We start from the raw sequence: 22535 nt of genomic DNA, 5'->3' as shown, positions 1-22535 counted from the left end.
CGGTGGTGTCGGTTTTGTTCGTGCTGTTCGGGCTTTACTCTGCACATCTGAATAGCCGGCTCAGCGGTGGTGGCTGGACGGTGCCAGGCTCAGAAGAGGCGCGGGCTGAGCAGGCGCAGGATGCAGGCTTCATCGGGCGTGGATCATCGAGCGTCGCGCTGCTGGTGCACGACGACAGGTTCAGTGCGCCCTCAGCGGAATTCGAAGACCGTGTCGCGGGTGTGATCCGGCAGGTCACTGCCGATCCGCGACTGCAGATCCGCAGTCAGCCCGATTGGCGTTCGCTGACAGGGCCGCAAAAGGATGAGGCCCTTGGCCGCGACGCAAGGACAACACTCACAACACTGGAGCTCGGCATCGACGACGACACGGCCAAACGGGTTCTTCCCGAGGTCGAACGCGGACTGTCTGTCTTCAACGAAGCAGGGTTGCGCGTACATCTGGTGGGGCAGGCGGCCTCCGTCGGTGCAGTCAACGAGGTTGGCGCGGCTGCTCTCAGCCGAATCGAACTGATCCTGTTGCCCCTCGTGATCGCTATCCTGTTGGTCCTGTATCGAAGTGTCGCCGCGGCGCTGGTCTCGCTGGCTGTGAGCGTGACCGCAATCGTCATAGCGATGGGTGTAATGACCTGGGTCGCTGGCGTTGCCGAACTGACCGTCGCTGCCCAGACCATCGCAACGATGCTGGGCCTCGGTGTCACCGTCGACTATTCCCTTGTCATGATCCGCCGGTTCATCGACGAACTGAGGGTTCTGGATCGAGCTGCCGCGCTCGCGAACACCATGCGAACCGCTGGACGCACCGTGGCTGCCTCGGGAGCCACAGTCGCTGCCGCACTGACGACGCTGCTCATCGTCAACTTGCCGTTGATCCGTTCGATGGCGGTGACGGCGGTCATCGTTGTCGTGGTGGCGGTCATCACTTGCCTTATTGCGCTACCCGCGGTGTTGTACCTGCTCGGTTCTCGCGCGACCGCATGGCGCGTGCCGTGGCTGCCGTCCAGCCGGGATCCAGCACGCCGACGGTGGGAACGAGTTGCCCGAACCATCATGGCCAGACCAGTTGCCGCGCTGGCGATCACGTCTATCGCACTTCTAGGCCTGGCGGTGCCAGCGCTTGGGCTGCAGACGGGTGGCGCCGACGCTTCGGCTTTGCCGAAGAGCTCGTCGGTCCGCCAGGGCAACGATCTGGTCGAGGAGCAGTACGGGAAGAACGCCGTCGACCCAATACTGGTTGTTATCGAAGCCGAGCGACCGTTCTCCGGCACAAAGGATTTCGCACGCCTGGAAGCTATGACCACTAGCTTGGGTCAGCTGGACCACGTCGTGCGAGTTGCCTCGCCGGTTCCTCTCCTGCATACGGTGATGCCGGCCGATCCGTTCGCCGCGATCGAGCCTACCAACTTCCAACTTCTGCCAGCGGATTCCCGGACGCTCATCAATCGCTTCGTGTCGGCCGACCGCAACACTATTGCCGTCGACGTATTTTCGAACGAGGGTGCTGGCGACTCGAATGTCGCAACACTCCTTGGCGAGGTTCGCACTGTCGCCAAGCACACCGCTGCTCCGGGGTGGCACATATCAGTCGGCGGTACGGCCGCCATCGTATTGTCAGCCAGCCAACATATTTCGGATGCCAGTCCCATTGTCATCGCCATCATGCTTGTGACCATCTACCTACTGCTCGTGCTGGCACTGCGCTCGTTGTTGTTGCCATGCAAGGCGATCGCGCTCAATCTGCTCTCCGTCGGCGCATCCGTCGGCGCTGTCGTACTCATATTCCAACACGGCTTTCTCGCGGGCACTGTCGGCATAGAGTCGGTCGGGCCGATACAGAACTTTGTACCCATACTTCTTGTCACCGTGTTGTTCAGCCTCAGCACGGATTACGAGGTATTCCTGCTGAGCCGCGTCCGGGAACGCTACGAGCTGACCGGCGATAATACCGAGAGCGTTACCTACGGGCTCGTGGAAACCGCGCCGCTGATTTCAGGGGCGGCACTGCTGATGGTCACGATATTCGCTGCGTTCGTGGCCGTTCCGATGGTGACGGTACAGCAAACGGGGCTGGCAGCGGCAATCGCTATCGCGATTGATGCCACAGTCGTCCGACTCGTCATGGTCCCGGCCGCCATGCGCCTGATGGGGCGCTGGAACTGGTGGCTGCCTCGTTGGATGACTCCATACCGCGGTAGGCATCGTCGCGGGCCTTCTTGTGCACCAAGCCATTTTGACGAAGTAGGTGCGCAATGCGTTCCCTGACTTTGACGCCTGCGCGACCGAAGTCTGTCGTTGTCACCGGAGCATCGACCGGGTTGGGAAGAGCTGCGGCTATCCACCTCAGTGGGCTCGGCTATCGCGTATTCGCTGGTGTGCGAACCGAATCAAGCGGCACCGAACTCTCTCGACTCTCGCCTTCCGCGGGGGAGCTCATCCCGGTCATGCTCGACGTCACCGATGCAGCGTCCATCGCGCAGGCTGGCGAACTCGTTGACCGCCGGTGTAGCGACACCGCACTGTGGGCCGTCGTGAACAACGCCGGCATCGCCATCAGCGCGCCGCTGGAATGCGTTCCGATAGATGTTGTGCGCAAGCAGCTCGAAACGAATGTTATTGGTGCTCTGGCCGTTACACAGCGTTTCCTACCCTTGTTGCGGGCATCGAAGGGCAGGATCGTCAACGTCAGCTCCGGTGTTGGCAACATCGCGCCACCGTTTCTCGGAGCGTATGCGGCATCTCAATTCGCCAAGGAAGGCCTCAGCGATACGCTACGGCGCGAGCTGCGTCCATTAGGGGTATCCGTTTCGGTCATCCAGCCAGGTGCAGTCAACACGCCGATCTGGCACAAGACGCACAGATATGCAGAGCAGATTCTTGCGATGGCTCCCGCGGAAATCGTGGAGGCTTACCACACGCGCTTTATCGAGTTCTTGAACGCCAACGAGGCGCGCGCACAAGAAAGCAAGACCACGACCGCAGACTTCGCCGAGGCCGTCGCCGAGGCGTTAGCGGCCAAGCACCCAAGGACCCGATACCGCGTAGGCATCGACTCGTGGACGAGCGCCCTCGTGCGTCGCTTCGTGCCGGATCGAATGATGGATGTTCTGATGGCAATCGGCATCAGCAGGTCGACGAGATCCGCGTCGTCGCACCCGGTCATCCGAAAAATCGGCGACATGGTGAAAGCGGGTGACCGGTGATGGCTACTGTAACCGCCACCCAATATGTCGAGGATGCACGTCGGCGGACGGCAGGCGTTGCCCGCGTAGTGGCAGCGGCAGCTGCTCGTAGGCTGCTGAATAGGAATGCCGTGCCGTCCGGCCTTGCGCCTGCGCCGGATCATACTGGGCTGCAATCGATTCCGGGCGACAAAGGCATCCCGATTCTCGGCCATACGGTCACAGCGGCGGCGCTCGGAAACGAGTTCTTGGAGCACCGCCTAGAAACCTACGGTGAAGTCTCTTGGTCGAGTGGGCTTGGGATGCCGATCGTCCTGGCGTTTGGACCCGAAGCGACGCAGGAAGTGTTCGCCAATAAGGAAAAGGCCTTCTCCCAGAAGGGTGCGGAGTTCTTCTTGGGCCGCTTCTTCAAGGGTGGATTGATGTTCCTGGACGCCGAGGAACACCATTTCCATCGTCGGATCATGCAGGAAGCATTCACGCGGGAGCGGCTGAGCGGCTACCTGAATTCGATGGACCTGATCGGCCGGGACGCCGCGGCGGCGCTTGCGTCCGACGAGTTGCTCATCTACCCCTTCCTTAAACGCACTCTTCTCGATATTGCGACGGCAGTGTTCATGGGCGACGAACCCGGCCCGCAAAGCCAGATGATGGCGAAGGCTTTCACCGACTGTTTACGCGCCTCCACGGCCGTGGTTCGTTTTCCGGTTCCTGGTTCGCGTTGGTCGGCGGGCGTGCGAGGCAGACGCGTACTCGAGCAGTATTTCCACTCCCGGTTGCACGCGAAACGGGAGTCCAGCGGCGACGATCTGTTCGCGACTCTGTGCCGTATCCGCGACGAGGACGGCAACCAGTTCACCGACGAAGACGTCGTCAATCACTTGATCTTTCTCATGATGGCCTCCACCGACACCTGCTCGACCACGGCGACGGCAGTCTTGCACCAGTTGGCACTCCATCCAGAGTGGCAGCACCGCGTTCGAGCTGAGTCGGTCAATGAGATCGGGAGGGGCCCACTCGATCTGGATGCGCTGAGCCGCATGCACTCGCTCGGGATGGTCATCAACGAATCGCTGCGGCTGCTGGCTCCGGTTCCCGGGGCGATCCGAAAAACTCTGGCGGACACCGCGATTCGGGGCTACTTCGTGCCCAAAGACACCATGGTCGTCAGTGTCATGTGGCTCAATCACTATTGGCCCAGCATGTGGACGAACCCACATGCATTCGATCCTGAGCGCTTCAGCGAAACACGGCGTGAGGACAGGTCACACCGTCTTGCCTTCGTGCCGTTCGGTGCGGGCGCACACAAATGCATCGGTACTCATTTCGCGGCGATGCTGGTCAAGGTCTTGGTCCACTATTTGCTTTTCGACCATCGAATCGAACTGCGTCCCGGCTACACGTTGGAATGGAGTAAGAACGCAGCGCCGGCGCCCCTCGACGGTCTCCCGATGCGCATTCGCCGGGTCGACGGCTCGGACTTTAAACACATGTCTGTTTCACAATGAATTGGAGGGGTCCCCATGGAATTCACATACTTCTTGGGTATGAATCGGTTCGTCTCGAAGTTGTTCTATCGCACCCAAACTCGCTTAGTTGCCGCCGATGATGTGGTCTTCCTCAACGTTGGCTACGAGGAAGATCCGCCGATGGCCGTCCCGCTGGCGGAGTCCGACGAGCCGAACCGGTTCCACATCCAGCTCTACCATCGCGTAGCGACCCAGTCCGACTTGAGGGGCAAGCGCGTACTGGAAGTCGGTTGCGGTCACGGCGGCGGGGCCTCCTACCTCATGCGCACCTTGCACCCGGTCTCCTACACCGGGCTGGACCGAAACAGGGCTGGCATAGCGTTTTGCCGGAAAGCACACAATCTCGCGGGCGTGGACTTCGTGCACGGCGACGCCGAGAGGCTGCCTTTCCCTGACCAATCCTTCGATGCGGTGATCAATATCGAATCTTCGGGCGCCTATCCTCACTTCTCGCGTTTCCTCACGGAGGTTGCGCGCGTCCTCCGACCGGGAGGCGACTTCCTGTACGCCGATCTTCGGCCTAGTGAAAGCGTCGCCGATTGGGAGGCGGCGCTCGCCGGCGCTCCCATGCGGATGCTCTCCTCCGAGAACATCAATACGCAGGTCCTGCTCGGCATGGAGATGAATACTCAGCGAATAATGGAGCTGATCGACCGAGTGCCGAAATATCTGCGCGGCGTCTCCCGCCAATTCGTCGGTATCCAAGGCTCGCCGTTCTACCGCGCGATGCAAGGCGGGAAGTACTCGTTCCGGATGTACCGCTTCAGCTGGGTCGAAGCGTCCGATCTTGCGCGGATCATTTCAGCATCGTGAAAGCCCCACCACCTGACTATCACACCCTGATCGTCGGTGCCGGGTTCTCCGGCATCGGCACCGCGGTTACTCTCGACAAGGCCGGCCTGCACGACTACCTGATCATCGAGGCAGGTGGCGAACCCGGTGGCACCTGGTACTGGAACACGTATCCCGGTATTGCCGTTGACATTCCATCGTTCTCGTATCAGTTCTCGTTCGAACAAAGCTCCAACTGGTCGCGGACCTACGCCACCGGCAGTGAGGTGAAGGCCTACGCGGAACACTGTGTCGACAAATACGGACTGAGACCCCACATTCGGTTCAACACCAAGGTGCTCGGCGCCGACTTCGACGACGAGTCGGATTGCTGGCGCGTTCGGATCGAACCCGAGCGCGTCATTACGGCGCGATTCCTCGTCAACGCGTGTGGGATAACGATCATGCCCAAGATTCCAGACATCGATGGTGTCGACTCATTTTCAGGTCCGACCATGCACACCGCGCGGTGGGACCACGACGAGGATCTGACCGGCAAGCGCGTCGCTATCATCGGAACTGGCGCATCCGCTGTGCAGGTCATTCCCGCCATCGCACCAATCGTCGAGCGCCTCACCGTTTTTCAGCGCACACCGATCTGGTGCTTTCCCAAGTTGGACATTCCGCTTTCCGGCGCTGCGCGCTGGGCGATGCGATTACCCTGGGGCAGGGCTATCCAGCGGTTCATCAGTCAGGTCTACGTCGAGTTGACGTTTGCGCTTGCGGCGCAGTACTTCACGGTCAACCCGATGGCCAAGTATTCATTGAAGGCTGGTCACGCGTATCTGCGTAGGCAGGTCGATGACCCATTGGTTCGCGACAAGCTCACGCCGCGTTACGCCCCGGGCTGCAAGCGGCCCGGCTTTCACAACACGTACTTGTCGACCTTCAACCGCGACAACGTCGAGTTGGTCACCGAGCCGATCGACACGATCCTCGGGTCAGGTGTGGCGACTGCCGACGGTGATACCCATGAGGTCGACGTGCTGATCCTGGCAACGGGTTTCGGTGGATGGAGCGACGTGTTGACGTACCCGGTCAATGGGGCCGGGGGTCGATCCTTGAGCCGGTTCTGGGATGACCATCGGAGACAGGCTTATGAGGGCGTGAGCATCCCGGGATTCCCGAACTTCTTCACCGTGTTCGGGCCGTACGGCTTTGTCGGGTCGTCCTACTTCGCGCTGATCGAGTCGCAAACGCACCACATCGTCCGGTGCCTGAAGCACGCCTCCCGCAGGCGCGCCAGCCGGATCGAAGTGAGCCAAGAAGCCAATGATCGCTACTTCGCGGAGATGATGCGAAAGCGCCATCGCCAGATCTTCTGGCAGCACAGCTGCCAGTTCGCGAACAGCTACTACTTCGACAACAACGGCGATGTGCCGTTGCGGCCCGCCAACACCATCGCCGCGTACTGGCGCAGCCACCGCTTCCCACTCGCCGACTACTGCTTTACCGGCAGACAGAGATTTGCTTCTAAGCCCCGCAGCCTTCAGGGGGAAGCCCTGCCCCCGTAGGGCGGGGTGTGGTTTCAGCTCGCGTGTTTGCCGTGCACCCACTGCAGGTGGCCGACAGTTTTGGTATGCACGCCCAAGAAGCCGTCGTCCTCGAGAAGGTCACCGAGTTCGTCGTCGCCGAAGAACCGGGCACCTACGCTGGGGAACAACCACGAGTACCGGCTCGCGTGGTCCGAGATGGGCACGAGCAAGGCCAGTCGCCCGCCGGGCCGCAGCACCCGCCCGAATTCGGCTACCGCTGACGCGGGATCGGGCACCAATTGCAATACGGCGATCGACAAGACCGCATCGACGGTGTCGTCGCGCAGTGGCAGTCGCTGAGCATCCGCCCGCAAAAACCCGACGTTGGGCCTGGAGTAGGCGCGAACCGCCCGCGCCAGCATCGGCTCAGCAATGTCCAGGCCCAGGGCGAGTCCATAGGAGCCGGCCGCGTCAGCCAGCGACGCGGTCACGTTTCCGGGTCCGCAGCCTACGTCCAGCGCCACCCCGCCGTGCGGAATGTTCAGCCACTCGGTGGGATGCTGCGTTGCGCTGAGCAGCTTTCGCATCAGCACCTGCGCGTAGTCGAAAAACAACGAACCCAGCGACGACGCATACACCTTTTGAATCGGCCCGGTGTTCTTCGGCACGTCGGTGGAGCGGCCACCCAGCAGATCGAGATAGCCCTTGCTGACGTCAGGAGGTGTCGGCGGCTCGGCGACCAATTCGAGCGCCCTGCTCAGCGCTGAAGGCATCGTGGTGGTCATGCGACGCATCCTGCTGCGGGTCTGAACAGCATGCGAGAGGCGTCGACGCGGGAGGATCCAAATGCGCTGCGTGGTGACGCGGCTGCCATGAGGAGCACGCCCGGCACGTGGTCGAGCGGATGGTCGAAGAAGAAGGGGTCGCCGGGATCAACACGCGCAAATCCGTGTGACACTCCCCGGTCCGCCGAAACGTCCGGGATGTCAATCGCGCGTCGGGGAACAACCCCGGGCTCAATCGGTGCGAGTAGCGTCATCGTTGCCCCCTTCGCTCGTTTCGCGCACTGCCCAACCCCGACGCACGATCCATATATGCCCGCGCCGGGTACTGTGCGGCGCTCCGCTCGGTAGCGCTTTCTGCGATAGGCATCGTCACTCGCATTCGGCTAAGCGAGCCCAGTAGTGCCCTACTGCAATTTCGCCCGTCTTGGCGCGGTGCTACTTAGTCGTCGTCGCCTTGTCTGGCAGTCTCCCGCGCGGCGTGCACCTCGGCGAGTAGGACTTGATATCGCAAATTCCATAGCGGCACTGACGGTGAGCAGGATCGTCGCGATACAGGAGGCGGACCACGTCGGCCAACAGAACCGTCACCTGCTTGTACTCGGCAGGCTTGGGCGACACGGCGATTCGGGTGCCTCATTGAGAACTTGTTGTTGTCTCGTAGTTCGGCGCAACAGGCTGCCCAGATCGATGCGGCCGCGGTCATGTCATCGTCGCGGCGATCGCCATATGCCCTTCGAACCCAAGGGATTCCGCCATCGCGCGATAGCGATTCACCAAGTCCCGGTACGCGTCCTCGTCGCCGCGGGCGCGGGCCAGCAGGGCGCGCGCCCGCAGCAGCGTGATGTCGCGCAGTACCAACCCCTCGTCTGGCGGCAGCTTCGTCGCACGGTCGATCGCAATCTGGGCTTCGGCCATGTCAGCTTCGCTGCCACGCGCCAGGAGCATCTCCACCAGGAAGGCGGTGCCCGGAGCGCCGTACATCAGCTGTCCCGTTTCGACGAGATCGTTCAGAGCTTTCCGAATCATGGGTATTGCACCGTCGAGGTCACCGTGCCGGAACCTCTCAATTGCGTAAGCCGCCTCGATGCCCGGTAGCTCGCTACGGTAGAACCGCCCGTGCAGGCACATGTCGTGCACCTGCTCCATCAGTTCGAGTCCACGCTGCCGGTCGGCATCGGCATCACGTTGTGCCAGCGCGACCCCCAGCACGTACTTGGCGAGGCCCACGGCGGTGTCGTCACCCGATCGTTCGGCGATCTGCAGCGTCTCGTCGAGTTCGCCCACCGTGGTGTCATCGGCCAGGAGTACTCCATGCGTAGTCGCCCAGCCGTGTTTCCCATAGACGACCAGGGCGCGGGTGGCAGGGTCGCTACCCCGGGCCATCGCGACGGCGTCGTCGAGGTCCTGACGCCACCCGTCGTGGCCCAGCCAGAATCGAGCCACGCCGCGCCACATCAGCGCGCCCGCCAACGGGGATCCGAGGACAAGGTTGCCCTTGGTGGGGTCACCATCGGCCCAATCGATGACGGTCTGCGACCACCGCAGTACGTCGGCGATGTCGCCGCTTCGGTATTTGATGATCATCGCCTGGAACCCCGCCCCAACGGTTAGGGCAGGATCGCCGATCGACTCGAGCAGCGCCATCTGTTCGGCCGCGAGCCGCGATGCGTCGCGGAAACGGCCTTGCATCATGTGACTCATCACGATGCCGGTCATGCCCAGGGCCAAGGAGGCCTTGTCGCCGGCGAGCGTGCACAACTCACGCAGCTCCTCGAAGTGGCCGGCGATGTGCGCATCGACTCGCCAGCCGGCACCGCAGAGCATGGTTCGGGGCGCGATACGCATCGAGATAGTCCCCGGGTCATCGTCGGGTAACGCGTCGGCTATCTGGCGAGCTCGTTCCCAACTGACACGCGCCGCGGGGATGTCACGGTGGGTCGACCAGCCTGCGGCACGCATGTGCCAGCTGTATGCAGCGTGGCGCTCGCCGGCGGCCTCCAAATGCTCGGCGATCAGCACCGCATTTGGGTCAGCGGACACCGGATCACGCTCTTCGATGGCAGTGGCCAGCCGCCGATGCAGCTGCGCACGATCGGATTTGAGCTGTGATTCGTAGGCCACCGCGCGGATCAAGGGGTGCCGGAAGGCGTATTCGTCGTCCGGGGAATACCTGATCTGGTCGATGAGTTCGGCCGTCATCAGTTCGTCGACAACCGAATCGATCTCCAGCGCGGTGAGCAGCTCGGCACCGAAGCGCGCTCCGATCACCGACGCGGCGTTCAGCGTCCGCTTGGCTCGGCTGTTCAGGCGATCGATGCGCGCCGCGATAGTCGCCTGCACAGTCGCGGGCACGCCCACCTCGGTGGCGTCCGACCGGCAGATGTAGCCACCGTGTTCGCCGGTCAGCGCGCCGCGCTGCACTAACTCGCGCACCATTTCCTCGGCGAAAAATGGGTTTCCGGCGGCACGGTCGGCGACGATCGCCGCAAGGTCGCCGACCGAGGAATGCGACCCCAACAGCTGAGCGAGCAGCGCCGCGGTTTCCGAATCGCCCAGCGGGGTAAGCGCTATCGTCTGCGCGCCGGCAAGCCGGATCAACGCTCCCTGGTATTCGGGCCGGGCTGTGATCAGCACCATCGACGGGGTGCGCGGAACGACGGCGAGCAGGTCGGCGATCATTGACTCGCTGGCCGCATCGATCCAGTGCGCGTCCTCGAGGATGAACAGCGCCGGTCGGGCACGCGCCAGCCACATGGTGTTGATCAGCCCGGTCAGCCGGCGCCGCCGCGCATCGGGGTCGATGGCAGGCAGCGGAATATCGGGGTCGGCGATGCCCAACAGATCATCCAGCAACAGCAGATCCTGCGGGTCGGCATCCGGCGGCGCAGCAGCGCGCACCCGCGCGCGGGCGGCTTCGCCGTCGACGTCGGCCACCCCGCTGCCTGCCCGCAGCAGTTCCGTCACCACCCCGAAGGGCATGTCGCGCGCATGGGATTCGCAGAAGGCCCAGAACACCTCGACTCCGCGACTGGCCGCGGTTGCCGCGGCTTCGCGGGCCACCCGGGACTTGCCGATACCCGGCGCGCCCACCACAGTCACCACGCCACCGCGGCCACCAATCGTGCGGTCCAAGCTCTCCTCGAGGGCCGCCCGCTCCCAGCGCCGGCCGACCAGGCAGGCCTCGGTGCGCGCGACGAGCCTGTGGCGCGGCGGGATTGCCACCAGCTGGCGGGCGCACACCGGTTCGTTGGCTCCTTTGATGTGCACCCATTCCGGTTCGGCCAGCACGGCGATGTGCTCGACCAGTCGTGCGGTCGGCTCGGACAGCATCACCCCGCCCGGGGGGGCCACTGATTCCATCCGCTGCGCCAACCCGACGTGCTCGCCAGTCGCGGCGTAACCCAATGACCCCGAACCGATCTCACCGGCGATCACTCGTCCCGAGTTGAGGCCTACCCGCAGCTGCAGCGCGACGCCGTCGTGGCGGGCCACGTCGGCAGCTAATCGGCTTGCTTGTTCTTGGATGGCCATGGCAGCTAGGCATGCGCGAAAAGCGTGATCTTCCAACGCCATCGGAGCGCCGAAGATCGCCATCACACCGTCGCCGTGGTACTCCACAGTGCCGCCGTAGCGGCGCAGCACCGCCGCGGAGCGCTCCACCAAATCGGTCATGATTTCGCGCAGCCGCTCGATATCCAGCGCGGCTGCGATGTCCATCGAGCGCACTACATCGGCGAACAGCAATGTCACCTGCTTGTACTCCGCCGCCTCGACCGCAGCCGCCAACTGTGACCCGCATGCGCCGCAGTATCGGGCGCCCTCTTGCGGCGCCGCTCCACACGACCGGCAAACCTCCGTCGCCGGCGCCTTTGCATCCCCCGCCGATTCGTCGGCCCAAACTGACTGACTGATTCGGCAAGCGTATGGCTTCCCGCCGCGCCCTTTGGGCAAAAATGACGATATTGACGCGTGCGACGCTTCCGGGCGCAAACACGTATCAACGGGTTGACTAGGGCCGCTGAGTTACGTTGCACCGGTGACCCAAAACGGACCCCTTGCCGGGGTAAAAGTACTCGAACTCGGCGGCATCGGCCCGGGTCCGCACGCCGCGATGGTGCTCGCGGACCTCGGTGCCGACGTGGTGCGGGTGCGCAGGCCAGGCGGCCTGCAGATGCCGGCGGAAAACCTCGACCTACTGCATCGCGGCAAGCGCATCGTCGATCTCGACGTGAAAAGCGAGCCGGGCAAGCTGCTGGAGTTGGCTGCCAAGGCCGACGTATTGCTCGACGGATTCCGGCCCGGCACCTGCGAGCGGCTCGGCATCGGGCCCGACGAATGTGCGGCCGTCAACCCGCGGCTGATCTACGCGCGGATCACGGGATGGGGCCAGGACGGGCCGTATGCGAAGGTCGCCGGCCACGACATCAACTATTTGTCGCAAACGGGGGCGCTGTCGGCGATCGGCTACCGCGACCGGCCGCCGGTCGCGCCGCTGAACCTGGTCGCCGACTTCGGCGGCGGATCGATGTTCGTGCTGCTCGGCATCGTCGCCGCGCTGTACGAGCGTGAACGGTCCGGAAAAGGCCAGGTGATCGACGCCGCGATGGTCGACGGAGTATCGATCCTGGCGCAGATGGCATGGACGATGAAGGCGACCGGCTCGCTGAATGACGAGCGCGAATCGTTCATGCTCGACGGCGGCGCGCCGTTCTACCGCACATACGAAACCGCCGACGGCAAGTACATGGCCGTTGGCGCGATCGAGCCCCAGTTCTTCGCGCAACTGCTCGCCGGCCTCGGTTTGACGACGGACGACGTGCCGAACCAGCTCGACGCGGCGGCTTTCCCCGCAGTGCACGAACTTTTCGCGGACAAGTTTGCGGGCAAGACCCGCGACGAATGGACGGAGATCTTCGCGGGCACCGACGCATGCGTCACACCCGTGCTCACCTGGCGTGAAGCAGCGCAGAATGAACACCTCAGGGCGCGCTCAACACTGGTGACATCCAATGATGTTGATCAGGCTGCACCTGCTCCGCGGTTCTCGCGCACTCCATCCGGCCCGGTGGGTTCACCGCCGCAATCGACCACTCCGATCGACGAAATCGACTGGTGAGACAAATTAGCTGCGAATTGGGCTGCGCGAGGCTTACGAGTTAGCTAGACTTTGCCAACATGGCTGTCCGAGCATCGAGAGAAGTCGTCTTCGAGGCCACGCCCGAAGCGATTCTGGACGCGCTCGCCGACATCGATTCGGTGCCGACGTGGTCGTCGGTTCATAAACACGCCGAGGTTCTCGATCGGCATCCCGACGGCAAGCCGCGTCACGTCAGGGCAACCTTCAAGATCATGGGCATCACCGACAAAGAGGTGCTCGAGTACAACTGGGGTCCCCGCTGGATGGTGTGGGATGCCAAGGACACCTTTCAACAGCGGGGCCAGCACGTCGAGTACAACCTCACGCCCGAAGGTGAAGAGAAGACGCGGGTGCGGTTCGACATCATCCTCGACCTCGCCGCGCCGATCCCCGACTTCCTGATCAAACGCGCGAAGAAGATCGTGCTGGACGTCGCAACCGAGAGTCTGCGCAAGCAGGTCATGGAGAAATACGCGTCGTAGGGTTCGCGTCATGGCCGTCCGAACATCACGCAAGCTCGTGATCGAGGCGCCGCCGGAAGCCATCATGGATGCGCTGGCCGACGTGGAGGCCCTGCTGTCGTACACACCCGCCTACCGGCGCGTGGAGATCCTGGACAGATATGACGACGGCCGCCCGCACCACGTTCGGCTAGCGGTCAAGGTGCTCGGTCGCGTCGATGAGGAGCTTCTCGAATTTCGTTGGGGGCCAGACTGGTTGGTATGGGACGCGGCGCAGACCAAACAACAGTATGCCCAACACGTCGAGTACACGCTGCGGCCCGATCACGTCGGGACGTCCACCACCGTCACTGTCGACGTCACCGTCGAGCCTGATTCACTCATTCCGGATTACTTCATCAAGCGAGCCGGCAAGACGATCATCGATGCGGCGAACGAGGGCCTGCGACAACGGGTACTGCGGGGCAAGGCTTCCGATCAACCCGAGTAGATCGGAATAGGCGGCTTCACGCCTGCGGTTGCGCGCAATATGCCAGCGGGAATCTTCTTGTTTCCCAACCCGCAAGCTGTACCCACCACCCTTCGCTGGCACGGTCTGGCGGCGTCAATCCCCCAGTGGGTGAGGTCTATTCACCCTGCGCGGCGATGGGCAACACTCGAACCGTCAAATTCGCTGCGGCACTATTTGATTTTGCTGATGAATCAGCAGGATGAGAGCCACATGTGCTGAGCTCTACGCGAAACTGTTTGAGCCAGTGGGCATGACGCGACGGTCAGTATTATAGGTAGTGGCGCCAACAGCACTGAAAGTGGTTGCTACGCATCGTGATAGGCAATATGCGGCATTTCGCACCAAGTAACGCATGCGGTGTTGGCTAGGAGGTAAATCCGGAGGTCAGCCGGGTGAGGACGTTGCCGAGTGCAGGCGATGGCGTTCGCACAACGGCTGGCCTGAGTCGCGCCCACGGGGATTTCGGCGAAGAGCGGTATTTCACTAGCACTCAGAATGTTTAGCGTTTGCTGTGATCGGACTTCCCATTGAGCTTCGCTATGATCTCGGCTGCAGTTTGTGATCTTGGCCATAGACGCCTAAGCTCGCCCGCGGGGGGTCCTACAGCTAATTTGCACGAGGGGGCTGGGGCCAGGTGAAGCACGCAGTTAGATATCAACGGCCAAGTTTCGGCTACCGACAATCGCGAATAGTCGACGGTTCGTTGTCGGCTAGGACGTCAACACCGTCCGCTTGCCCACGGGGTCGGATGCGTCGAGCGGTGCATGTGCTCCTGGTTGCCATGGCAGCCGTCGGGTCTGCGCTTCTCCTGGGCGTCAATCAGACGATGACAGCGGTCGTCGCGCTGAGTGCTACGTACATCGTGAAGGGCACCAACAGCGCCTTCAACCAGATCCCGGACAGCGCATACCCCGCGTTCGCCCAGAAGTACGACAACGCCGTGGGCGCCCCTACGCCCGACCCGATCATCCTCGTTCCCTATCCGGCCACGTTCTGGCCGGTCACGCCGCCCGGCTTTATCTTTTCTCCGACATACGACCAATCGGTCGCCACCGGAGTGCGGAATCTTGAAGGCACCCCGACGTCGCCCGGTCTTCGTCCGCTGAACTCGACCAGCACGGACACACTCTGGGGCTACTCCCAAGGCGCGACAGTGGTGACGCAATACAAGCGGGACTGGAACGCCGCTTTCCCCAGCAATCCAGGCGCCGTACATCCGATCTACGTATTGGTCGCGAACCCGAACAGGCCTAACGGAGGCATCCTCGAGCGCGGGGTGGCGTTCGGAACCATCCCGATTCTCGGCCTCACATTCAGTGGCGCCACGCCGACTCAGACGGCGGGCGTGCCCAACTGCAACTGTGCGAACGATCCCAACGCCACCATCACGACATACGACATCGCACGGCAATACGACGGCATCTCCGACGCCCCGGTCAATCCGCTTAATCCGGTCGCGGATCTCAACGCGGCTATGGGTTTCTACTACCTGCACGGGCAGTACCCCAACGCGGACCCAACAACGGCCATCGATCAAGGTACCTACGGCGACACGCATTACTACTTGATTCCGACGTACCCCTTGCCGCTACTCATGCCGCTGGAATCGATCCCGGTCATCGGCTTCCCGCTGGCCGATACTTTGGATCCGCCGCTGCGCGTCATCGTCGAGTCGGCCTACGATCGCAATACCTCACCCGGTGTGCCAACGCCTGCCAATCCGCTGTACTTCCCCAACCCGGCGACATTTGCCACCGACCTTTTAATTGCGGTTCCGACAGGACTGGACAACGGAATCGGGGACTTCACGGGAAGTCGTCCTTTCGGAACCACACGGCCAGGTCCGTACGGCGTCGGCGGTTCAGCGACGATCGGCCTTGACGGCAAGCCGATGCCGCCACCCAGCAGTCCAACTGCGGGCACCAGTCCGACGATCCCTGTGCTGTTCGGTTCGCCCGGTGGCGGGTTCTTGGGTCTGCTCCCGGCAAGCATGCTGGCGAGCCCGACCGCATCGACCGGTGCGGGTATCGGGTCAGCCCTGGATCCGATGAATGCCCTGTCGAGTCCCGCCTCGGCTGCTGGCCAACCGCCGGCCGGAGCCGCAGCGGTCGACCGTGCGACCGCCTGGACGAACCGCACGCCGGCTACCACGGATCCCACCTCCTCGGCGACTCCGCAAAACAGCGCAAGCCCATTACCCGGGATAAGCGTGACAAACGTTGGCACGCAACCGCCGAATGACCCGCAGCCATCCACTTCGAACCCCGGCCCGCGCCTCAACGTATTGAGGAGCTCGCTCGGCGCGCCGAGCCCGCAGCCACGGACTAGCTCGTCCACCGGGTCGCAGGCCACGAACAACCCAATTGGGACTGCTCTCTCCAGCGTGACGAATTCGGTTGCCGGCGTGGCGAAGTCGATCAGCTCCACGCTTGGCGGGCTCTCGAAAGCCGCCGAGGAAGGCTCGAAGTAGCGCTCGCCCTGTGGCTTCGAGTCATTAGGCGCTCTACAGCTTCGCTGATAGTTGCTGGACTCGGGGCAGCGGGACTTTGCTCGATGTCGCACCATCGTCACAGAAGCTCAGTGCCGACGCAGCACACCGAGCCGCCGGATTGCCTCATCGAGCGTTTCATCGCGCTTGCAGAAGGCAAAGCGCACCAAGTGATTCCATGCGTCGGCGTGCTCGGCACCCGGATCGCAGAACGCGGACATCGGGATCGCCGCCACCCCAGCGCGTTCCGGCAATTGCGCGCAGAACTCCGTGCTGTCGTGATACCCGAGCGGTCGCGGATCGGCGCACAAGAAGTAGGTGCCGAAGCTGTCGTGCACCTCGAACCCCAGCTCGGCCAACGCCGACCCGAGCTTGTCGCGCTTGGCCTGCAAGGAGTCCCGCAGCGCGGCCACCCATGCCTCCTCGGTGTTGAGCGCATGGGCGACGGCCGGTTGAAACGGCGCACCACCGACGTAGGAGAGGTACTGTTTGGCGGCCCGCACGCCGGCCATGAGATCGGCTGCGCCGCAGGCCCATCCGATCTTCCAGCCAGTGCAATTGAACATCTTGGCCGCGCTGGAGATCGTGACCGTTCGGTTTTTCATACCCGGATAGTTGGCTAGTGGGGTGTGGCGGTGCCCGTCGAATACCAGATGCTCGTAGACCTCGTCGGTGATCACCAGCAGGTCGGCGTCTACCGCAAGTCTCGCGAGCGCCTTCAGTTCACCCTCGGAGGCCACCATGCCGGTCGGGTTGTGCGGCGAGTTGACGATCAGCGCCTTCGTTTTCGGCGTCACCGCATTGCGCAACCCGTCGACGTCGATCTTGAAACCGCGGCCGTTCTGAACCAGCGGCACCGCGCGCCGCTCGCAGCCGGCCATCGCAATGACGGGGGAGTAGGAGTCGTAGAACGGCTCGATCAGAAGAACTTCGGAGCCCGGTTCGACGAGCCCGAGCACGGCTGAGGCGACGGCCTCGGTGGCGCCGACGGTCACCAGCACCTCGGTGTCGGGGTCGTACTCCGTGCCGAAGTGGCGCTTGCGTTGAGCGGCGATCGCCTCGCGTAGTGGAGCGATGCCGAGGCCGGGCGGGTACTGGTTGACCCCCTCGGCGATCGCGTTCTCCGCGACCTTGAGCATCGCGGGCGGCCCATCCTCATCAGGGAAGCCCTGACCGAGATTCACGGCGCCGATGCGAGCAGCCAGCGCCGACATCTCCGCGAAGATCGTGACCGCATAGGGCTCGAGGCGCCGCACCGTCATGGTCGTCGAGCCTACGGCGTTGCCGAACGTGGGTTACCCGCACGGAAATCCATGGCAGATTCATACGTTCAGTGCAACATTCCTTGATTTGGGGGGTTGCACATGCCGAGTGGTTATCCGCATCCGCGCTGGGTGCGACGGGCGTTGTTCGACCGGGTGTGTGTGGGTGAGCCGTTGGAAGTGGCGGCGCGAGCGATGGGCGTGTCGACGACGGCGGCGGGCCTGTGGTGGCGTCAGGCTGGCGCTATGTCATTGCAGCACGGACAGAACGCCGAACGGACTCACGGTCTGGTCGAACCCGGTGATCCGGACCGGCCGGGCGGGCGCGGTCATCGCCTCAACCTCGATGAGCGCATCGCGATCATGCGTGGCCTCGACGCCGGGCTGTCCTACGCCGAGATTGGTCGCCGCATCGGCCGTGACCGCAGTGTGGTGTGGCGCGAAGTAGGTAAAAACAGCAACGCCGACGGCGACTACCACGCTCGGATGGCCCATAGCCGCGGCGCCGAGAAGCTCAAGCGTCCCAAAGCGTTCCGTCTGGATAACCCCCAATTGTGCGCCAAGGTCACAAGGTGGATGGACGACGGGTGGAGCCCCAAGCTGATCGCCGACGTATTGGCTCGCGATCACCCCGATGACAGGCTGGCACGGGTGAGTCACGAAACTCTCTACCAGTGCCTCTACGTCCAAGGCCGCGGCCAGCTGCGCGCCGATCTGCACAGGCGGCTGTCGACCAAACGGGCGGCGCGCAAACCCCGCGGCCACACCGAACGACGCGGCAAGTTCAATGACGTGATCACCATCAGCAAGCGTCCCCCCGAAGCTGACGACCGCGCCGTGCCCGGGCACTGGGAGGGCGACCTGATCCTTGGGACCCGAGGGACAAGTGCGATCGGCACCCTGGTCGAGCGCAGCACCCGGTTCACCATCCTGCTGCACCTGCCCGACGATCACACCGCTGAATCGGTGGCCACCGCGATGATCGAAGCGATGAACGACCTGCCGGCCCATCTGCGGCGCACCATCACCTGGGACCGCGGCAGCGAGATGGCCAACTGGCAAGACATCGCACTGCAACTGCAGGCCCCGGTCTACTTCTGCGACCCCCACTCACCGTGGCAGCGCGGCTCCAACGAGAACACCAACCGGCTACTGCGGTTCTGGTTCGAGAAGAGCACCGACCTCAGCGTGCACACCAAGGCCGACCTCCAACGCATCCAGGACACCCTCAACACACGACCCCGACCCACCCTGGACCTCGACACCCCCGCCGACCGCCTCAACACACTCATCACCCAAGCAGCAGCATGAACCCCGACGTTGCACTGATCACTTGACTTTGAGCATCGATTTGTGTGGGGGTAACCCACGTTCGCGCTGCTGAGCGGGCACCCAACCAACAGGTTGGTTTAGCCTGTTAGGCTGGCCGGGCAGAGGACTACCGCCCACATGGGCTGGGCTCCCATAACCCCATCTGAACAGGAAGAATCTTCATGTCTGAAGAAGCCTTCATCTACGAGGCCATCCGTACGCCTCGCGGCAAGCAGCGCAATGGATCGCTGAACGAGGTCAAGCCGCTGAACCTGGTCGTCGGCCTGGTCGACGAGCTGCGTCGGCGCTACCCGGATCTGGACGAGACGCTGATCAGCGACATGATCCTTGGCGTCGTCTCGCCGGTCGGGGATCAGGGCGGCGACATCGCCCGCACCGCGGTGCTGGCCGCGGGCCTGCCCGAGACCACCGGCGGCGTGCAGCTCAACCGCTTCTGCGCGTCTGGCCTTGAGGCCGTAAACACCGCCGCGCAGAAGGTCCGCTCCGGCTGGGACGACCTGGTGCTGGCCGGCGGTGTCGAGTCGATGAGCCGCGTCCCGATGGGCTCCGACGGCGGCGCGTGGGCGACCGACCCCGAGACCAATTACCAGATCGGCTTCGTGCCGCAGGGCATCGGCGCCGACCTGATCGCCACCATCGAGGGCTTCGACCGCGAGGACGTCGACCGCTACGCGCTGCGCAGCCAGGAGAAGGCCGCCGCGGCATGGTCGGGCGGCTACTTCGCCAAGTCGGTGGTTCCGGTGCGCGATCAGAACGGCTTGACGATCCTCGACCACGACGAGCACATGCGTCCCGACACCACACTCGAGGGCCTGGGCAAGCTGAAGACCGCGTTCGACGGCATCGGCGAGATGGGTGGCTTCGACGACGTGGCGCTGCAGAAGTACCACTGGGTCGAAAAGATCAACCACGTCCACACCGGCGGTAACAGCTCCGGCATCGTCGATGGCGCCGCGCTGGTGCTCGTCGGCAGCGAAAAAGCCGGCACCTCACAAAATTTGACGCCCCGCGCGCGCATCGTGGCCACCGCCACCAGCGGCGCCGATCCCGTCATCATGCTGACCGGTCCGACGCCTGCCACCCGCAAGGTGCTCGACCGCGCAGGCCTCACGGTCGACGACATCGACCTGTTCGAGCTGAACGAGGCGTTCGCCTCGGTGGTGCTGAAGTTCCAGAAGGACCTGAACATCCCCGACGAGAAGCTCAACGTCAACGGTGGCGCCATCGCGATGGGCCACCCGCTGGGCGCCACCGGCGCCATGATCACCGGAACCATGGTCGACGAGCTCGAGCGCCGCAATGCCCGTCGCGCGCTGATCACGCTGTGCATCGGCGGCGGCATGGGTGTCGCGACCATCATCGAGCGAGTTTAAGGAAAAGGCATGGCAGAGAACACCATTCAGTGGGACAAGGATGCCGACGGCATCGTCACCCTGACGCTCGATGACCCGACAGGGTCGGCGAACGTAATGAACGAGCACTACAGCGAGTCTATGCACAATGCGGTCGAACGCCTTGCCGCGGAGAAGGATTCGATCACCGGCGTCGTCATCACCAGCGCCAAGAAGACCTTCTTCGCGGGCGGTGACCTCAAGGGAATGATCAACCTCGGCCCGGAGAACGCCGGCGAGGCGTTCGACACCGTCGAGAACGTCAAGCGCGACCTGCGCGCCCTCGAGACGCTCGGCAAGCCGGTCGTGGCCGCCATCAACGGCGCCGCGCTCGGCGGGGGCCTCGAGATCGCGCTCGCGTGTCATCACCGCATCGCTGCCGACGTCAAGGGCCTTGTCGTCGGTCTGCCCGAGGTGACGCTGGGCCTGCTGCCCGGCGGCGGCGGCGTCACCCGCACCGTGCGGATGTTCGGCATCCAGAACGCCTTCATGAACATCCTCAGCCAGGGCACCCGGTTCAAGCCTGCCCAGGCCAAGGAGATCGGTCTGGTCGACGAGCTGGTGGGCTCGGTCGAGGAGTTGGTGCCGAGGGCCAAGGCTTGGATTAAAGAGGAGCTCAAGGACAATCCGGACCGTGTCTTCGTGCAGCCGTGGGATGCCAAGGGCTACAAGATGCCCGGCGGCACCCCGTCGTCGCCGGCGCTGGCGGGCATCCTGCCGTCGTTTCCCGCGCTGCTGCGCAAGCAGCTCAAGGGTGCGCCGATGCCGGCGCCGCGCGCCATCCTGGACGCGGCCGTCGAGGGTGCGCAGGTGGACTTCGACACCGCCAGCCGCATCGAGAGTCGCTACTTCACCCAGCTGGTCACCGGCCAGGTCGCCAAGAACATGATTCAGGCGTTCTTCTTCGACCTGCAGCACATCAATGGTGGCGGTAGCAGGCCCGACGGCATCGCCCCGGTGAAGATCAACAAGATCGGCGTGCTTGGTGCGGGCATGATGGGTGCCGGTATCGCTTACGTGTCGGCCAAGGCAGGCTACGACGTGGTGCTCAAGGATGTCAGCATCGAGGCCGCCGAGAAAGGCAAGAACTACTCGGAAAAGCTTGAGGCCAAGGCACTTCAGCGTGGCAAGACCACCGAGGAGAAGTCCAAGGCGCTGCTTGACCGGATCACGCCGACGGCCGACGCCGCGGACTTCGCGGGTGTCGACTTCGTGATCGAGGCCGTGTTCGAGAGCCAGGAACTTAAGCACAGGGTATTCCAGGAGATCCAGGACATCGTCGAGCCCAACGCACTGCTCGGCTCGAACACCTCCACGCTGCCGATCACCGGTCTGGCGACCGGCGTGAAGCGCCAGGAGGACTTCATCGGGATCCACTTCTTCTCACCCGTCGACAAGATGCCGCTGGTGGAAATCATCAAGGGCGAGAAGACATCTGACGAGGCGCTGGCCCGTGTGTTCGACTACACACTGGCCATCGGCAAGACCCCGATCGTCGTCAACGACAGCCGCGGCTTCTTCACCTCGCGTGTCATCGGCACCTTCGTGAACGAGGCGCTGGCCATGCTCGGTGAGGGTGTGGAACCGGCGTCGATCGAGCACGCGGGGTCGCAGGCCGGCTACCCGGCACCGCCACTGCAGCTGTCCGACGAGCTGAACCTCGAGCTGATGCACAAGATCGCCACCGCCAGCCGCAAGGGCATCGAGGACGCCGGCGGCAAGTACGAGGCGCACCCTGCCGAGGCGGTCGTCGAGAAGATGATCGAGATCGGTCGGCCCAGCCGTTTGAAGGGCGCCGGCTTCTACGAGTACACCGACGGTAAGCGGACCCAGCTGTGGCCCGGGCTGCGCGAGACGTTCAAGTCGGGGAGTGCCGAGATTCCGTTGCAGGACATGATCGACCGGATGCTGTTCGCCGAGGCGCTCGAGACGCAGAAGTGCCTCGACGAGGGCGTGCTCACCTCGACTGCCGACGCGAACATCGGCTCGATCATGGGGATCGGCTTCCCGCCGTACACCGGTGGTTCGGCGCAGTTCATCGTCGGCTACCAGGGCCCGGCCGGCACCGGCAAGGACGCCTTCGTGGCGCGCGCCAAGGAACTGGCCGCCCGCTATGGCGATCGCTTCACCCCGCCCTCGTCACTGTCCAGCTAGC

General features: G+C 63.6%; 15 protein-coding genes. 12 read left to right on the top strand and 3 right to left on the bottom strand.

Going from position 1 to position 22535, the window contains the following annotated elements; genetic code table 11:
• Positions 1-5 precede the first annotated feature (5 nt).
• The 5 genes from MYCSM_RS26575 to MYCSM_RS26555 all read left to right on the top strand — a co-directional run bounded on the left by MYCSM_RS26575 (position 6) and on the right by MYCSM_RS26555 (position 7052).
• The gene (locus MYCSM_RS26575) at positions 6-2261 is read left to right on the top strand and encodes an MMPL family transporter (protein WP_198344970.1); all 2256 of its coding nucleotides are present in this window, start codon (positions 6-8) and stop codon (positions 2259-2261) included.
• The gene (locus tag MYCSM_RS26570) at positions 2249-3199 is read left to right on the top strand and encodes an SDR family NAD(P)-dependent oxidoreductase (protein ID WP_015309269.1); all 951 of its coding nucleotides are present in this window, start codon (positions 2249-2251) and stop codon (positions 3197-3199) included. The genes MYCSM_RS26575 and MYCSM_RS26570 overlap by 13 nt, the downstream gene beginning before the upstream one ends.
• Positions 3200-3309: 110 nt before the next feature.
• A complete protein-coding gene (locus MYCSM_RS26565) occupies positions 3310-4686 on the top strand; it encodes a cytochrome P450 (protein WP_198344969.1) in 1377 nt (458 codons plus the stop codon).
• A gap of 39 nt (positions 4687-4725) precedes the next feature.
• Positions 4726-5520: a phthiotriol/phenolphthiotriol dimycocerosates methyltransferase gene (locus MYCSM_RS26560; RefSeq protein ID WP_232425668.1), complete on the top strand. Its 795-nt coding sequence runs from the start codon at positions 4726-4728 to the stop codon at positions 5518-5520.
• On the top strand, positions 5517-7052 hold the full coding sequence (locus tag MYCSM_RS26555; protein ID WP_015309266.1) for a flavin-containing monooxygenase: 1536 nt from the start codon (positions 5517-5519) through the stop codon (positions 7050-7052). The genes MYCSM_RS26560 and MYCSM_RS26555 overlap by 4 nt, the downstream gene beginning before the upstream one ends.
• A gap of 14 nt (positions 7053-7066) precedes the next feature.
• On the opposite strand, the gene MYCSM_RS26550 is transcribed toward MYCSM_RS26555, so the two are convergent.
• A complete protein-coding gene (locus MYCSM_RS26550) occupies positions 7067-7807 on the bottom strand; it encodes a methyltransferase domain-containing protein (RefSeq protein WP_083906349.1) in 741 nt (246 codons plus the stop codon).
• A 690-nt stretch (positions 7808-8497) separates the two neighbouring features.
• Complete coding sequence (locus tag MYCSM_RS26545) at positions 8498-11710, bottom strand: adenylate/guanylate cyclase domain-containing protein (protein WP_051073948.1); 3213 nt, start codon at positions 11708-11710, stop codon at positions 8498-8500.
• A 124-nt stretch (positions 11711-11834) separates the two neighbouring features.
• Between MYCSM_RS26545 and MYCSM_RS26540 the strand changes: the two genes are divergently transcribed.
• The 4 genes from MYCSM_RS26540 to MYCSM_RS35365 all read left to right on the top strand — a co-directional run bounded on the left by MYCSM_RS26540 (position 11835) and on the right by MYCSM_RS35365 (position 16377).
• Complete coding sequence (locus tag MYCSM_RS26540) at positions 11835-12914, top strand: CaiB/BaiF CoA transferase family protein (protein WP_015309263.1); 1080 nt, start codon at positions 11835-11837, stop codon at positions 12912-12914.
• 59 nt (positions 12915-12973) lie between these two features.
• Positions 12974-13417 (top strand): SRPBCC family protein, encoded by a 444-nt coding sequence (locus MYCSM_RS26535; RefSeq protein ID WP_015309262.1) that lies wholly within the window; start codon positions 12974-12976, stop codon positions 13415-13417.
• Between the two features lie 10 nt (positions 13418-13427).
• Positions 13428-13886 carry an SRPBCC family protein gene (locus MYCSM_RS26530; RefSeq protein WP_015309261.1) on the top strand — a complete coding sequence of 153 codons (459 nt, stop codon included), beginning with the start codon at positions 13428-13430 and terminating at the stop codon, positions 13884-13886.
• 847 nt (positions 13887-14733) lie between these two features.
• Positions 14734-16377: a PE-PPE domain-containing protein gene (locus MYCSM_RS35365; protein WP_157681400.1), complete on the top strand. Its 1644-nt coding sequence runs from the start codon at positions 14734-14736 to the stop codon at positions 16375-16377.
• A gap of 107 nt (positions 16378-16484) precedes the next feature.
• Here MYCSM_RS35365 and MYCSM_RS26520 read toward each other — a convergent pair whose 3' ends face one another.
• Positions 16485-17657 carry a pyridoxal phosphate-dependent aminotransferase gene (locus MYCSM_RS26520; RefSeq protein WP_015309259.1) on the bottom strand — a complete coding sequence of 391 codons (1173 nt, stop codon included), beginning with the start codon at positions 17655-17657 and terminating at the stop codon, positions 16485-16487.
• Positions 17658-17759: 102 nt separating this feature from the next.
• On the opposite strand from MYCSM_RS26520, the gene MYCSM_RS26515 reads away from it, so the two are divergent.
• From MYCSM_RS26515 to MYCSM_RS26505, 3 genes are all read left to right on the top strand, one after another.
• Positions 17760-18968, top strand: coding sequence for an IS30 family transposase (locus tag MYCSM_RS26515; protein WP_015307294.1), 1209 nt, complete (start codon positions 17760-17762; stop codon positions 18966-18968).
• 182 nt (positions 18969-19150) lie between these two features.
• Positions 19151-20362: an acetyl-CoA C-acetyltransferase gene (locus MYCSM_RS26510; RefSeq protein ID WP_015309258.1), complete on the top strand. Its 1212-nt coding sequence runs from the start codon at positions 19151-19153 to the stop codon at positions 20360-20362.
• Positions 20363-20371: 9 nt separating this feature from the next.
• Positions 20372-22534: a 3-hydroxyacyl-CoA dehydrogenase NAD-binding domain-containing protein gene (locus tag MYCSM_RS26505; protein ID WP_015309257.1), complete on the top strand. Its 2163-nt coding sequence runs from the start codon at positions 20372-20374 to the stop codon at positions 22532-22534.
• Position 22535 lies beyond the last annotated feature (1 nt).

Origin of the sequence: Mycobacterium sp. JS623, assembly GCF_000328565.1 — a bacterium.
Taxonomy (GTDB): domain Bacteria; phylum Actinomycetota; class Actinomycetes; order Mycobacteriales; family Mycobacteriaceae; genus Mycobacterium.
Note: the sequence above shows the minus strand (reverse complement) of the source record. Positions and strands in the feature narration are given on the sequence as shown.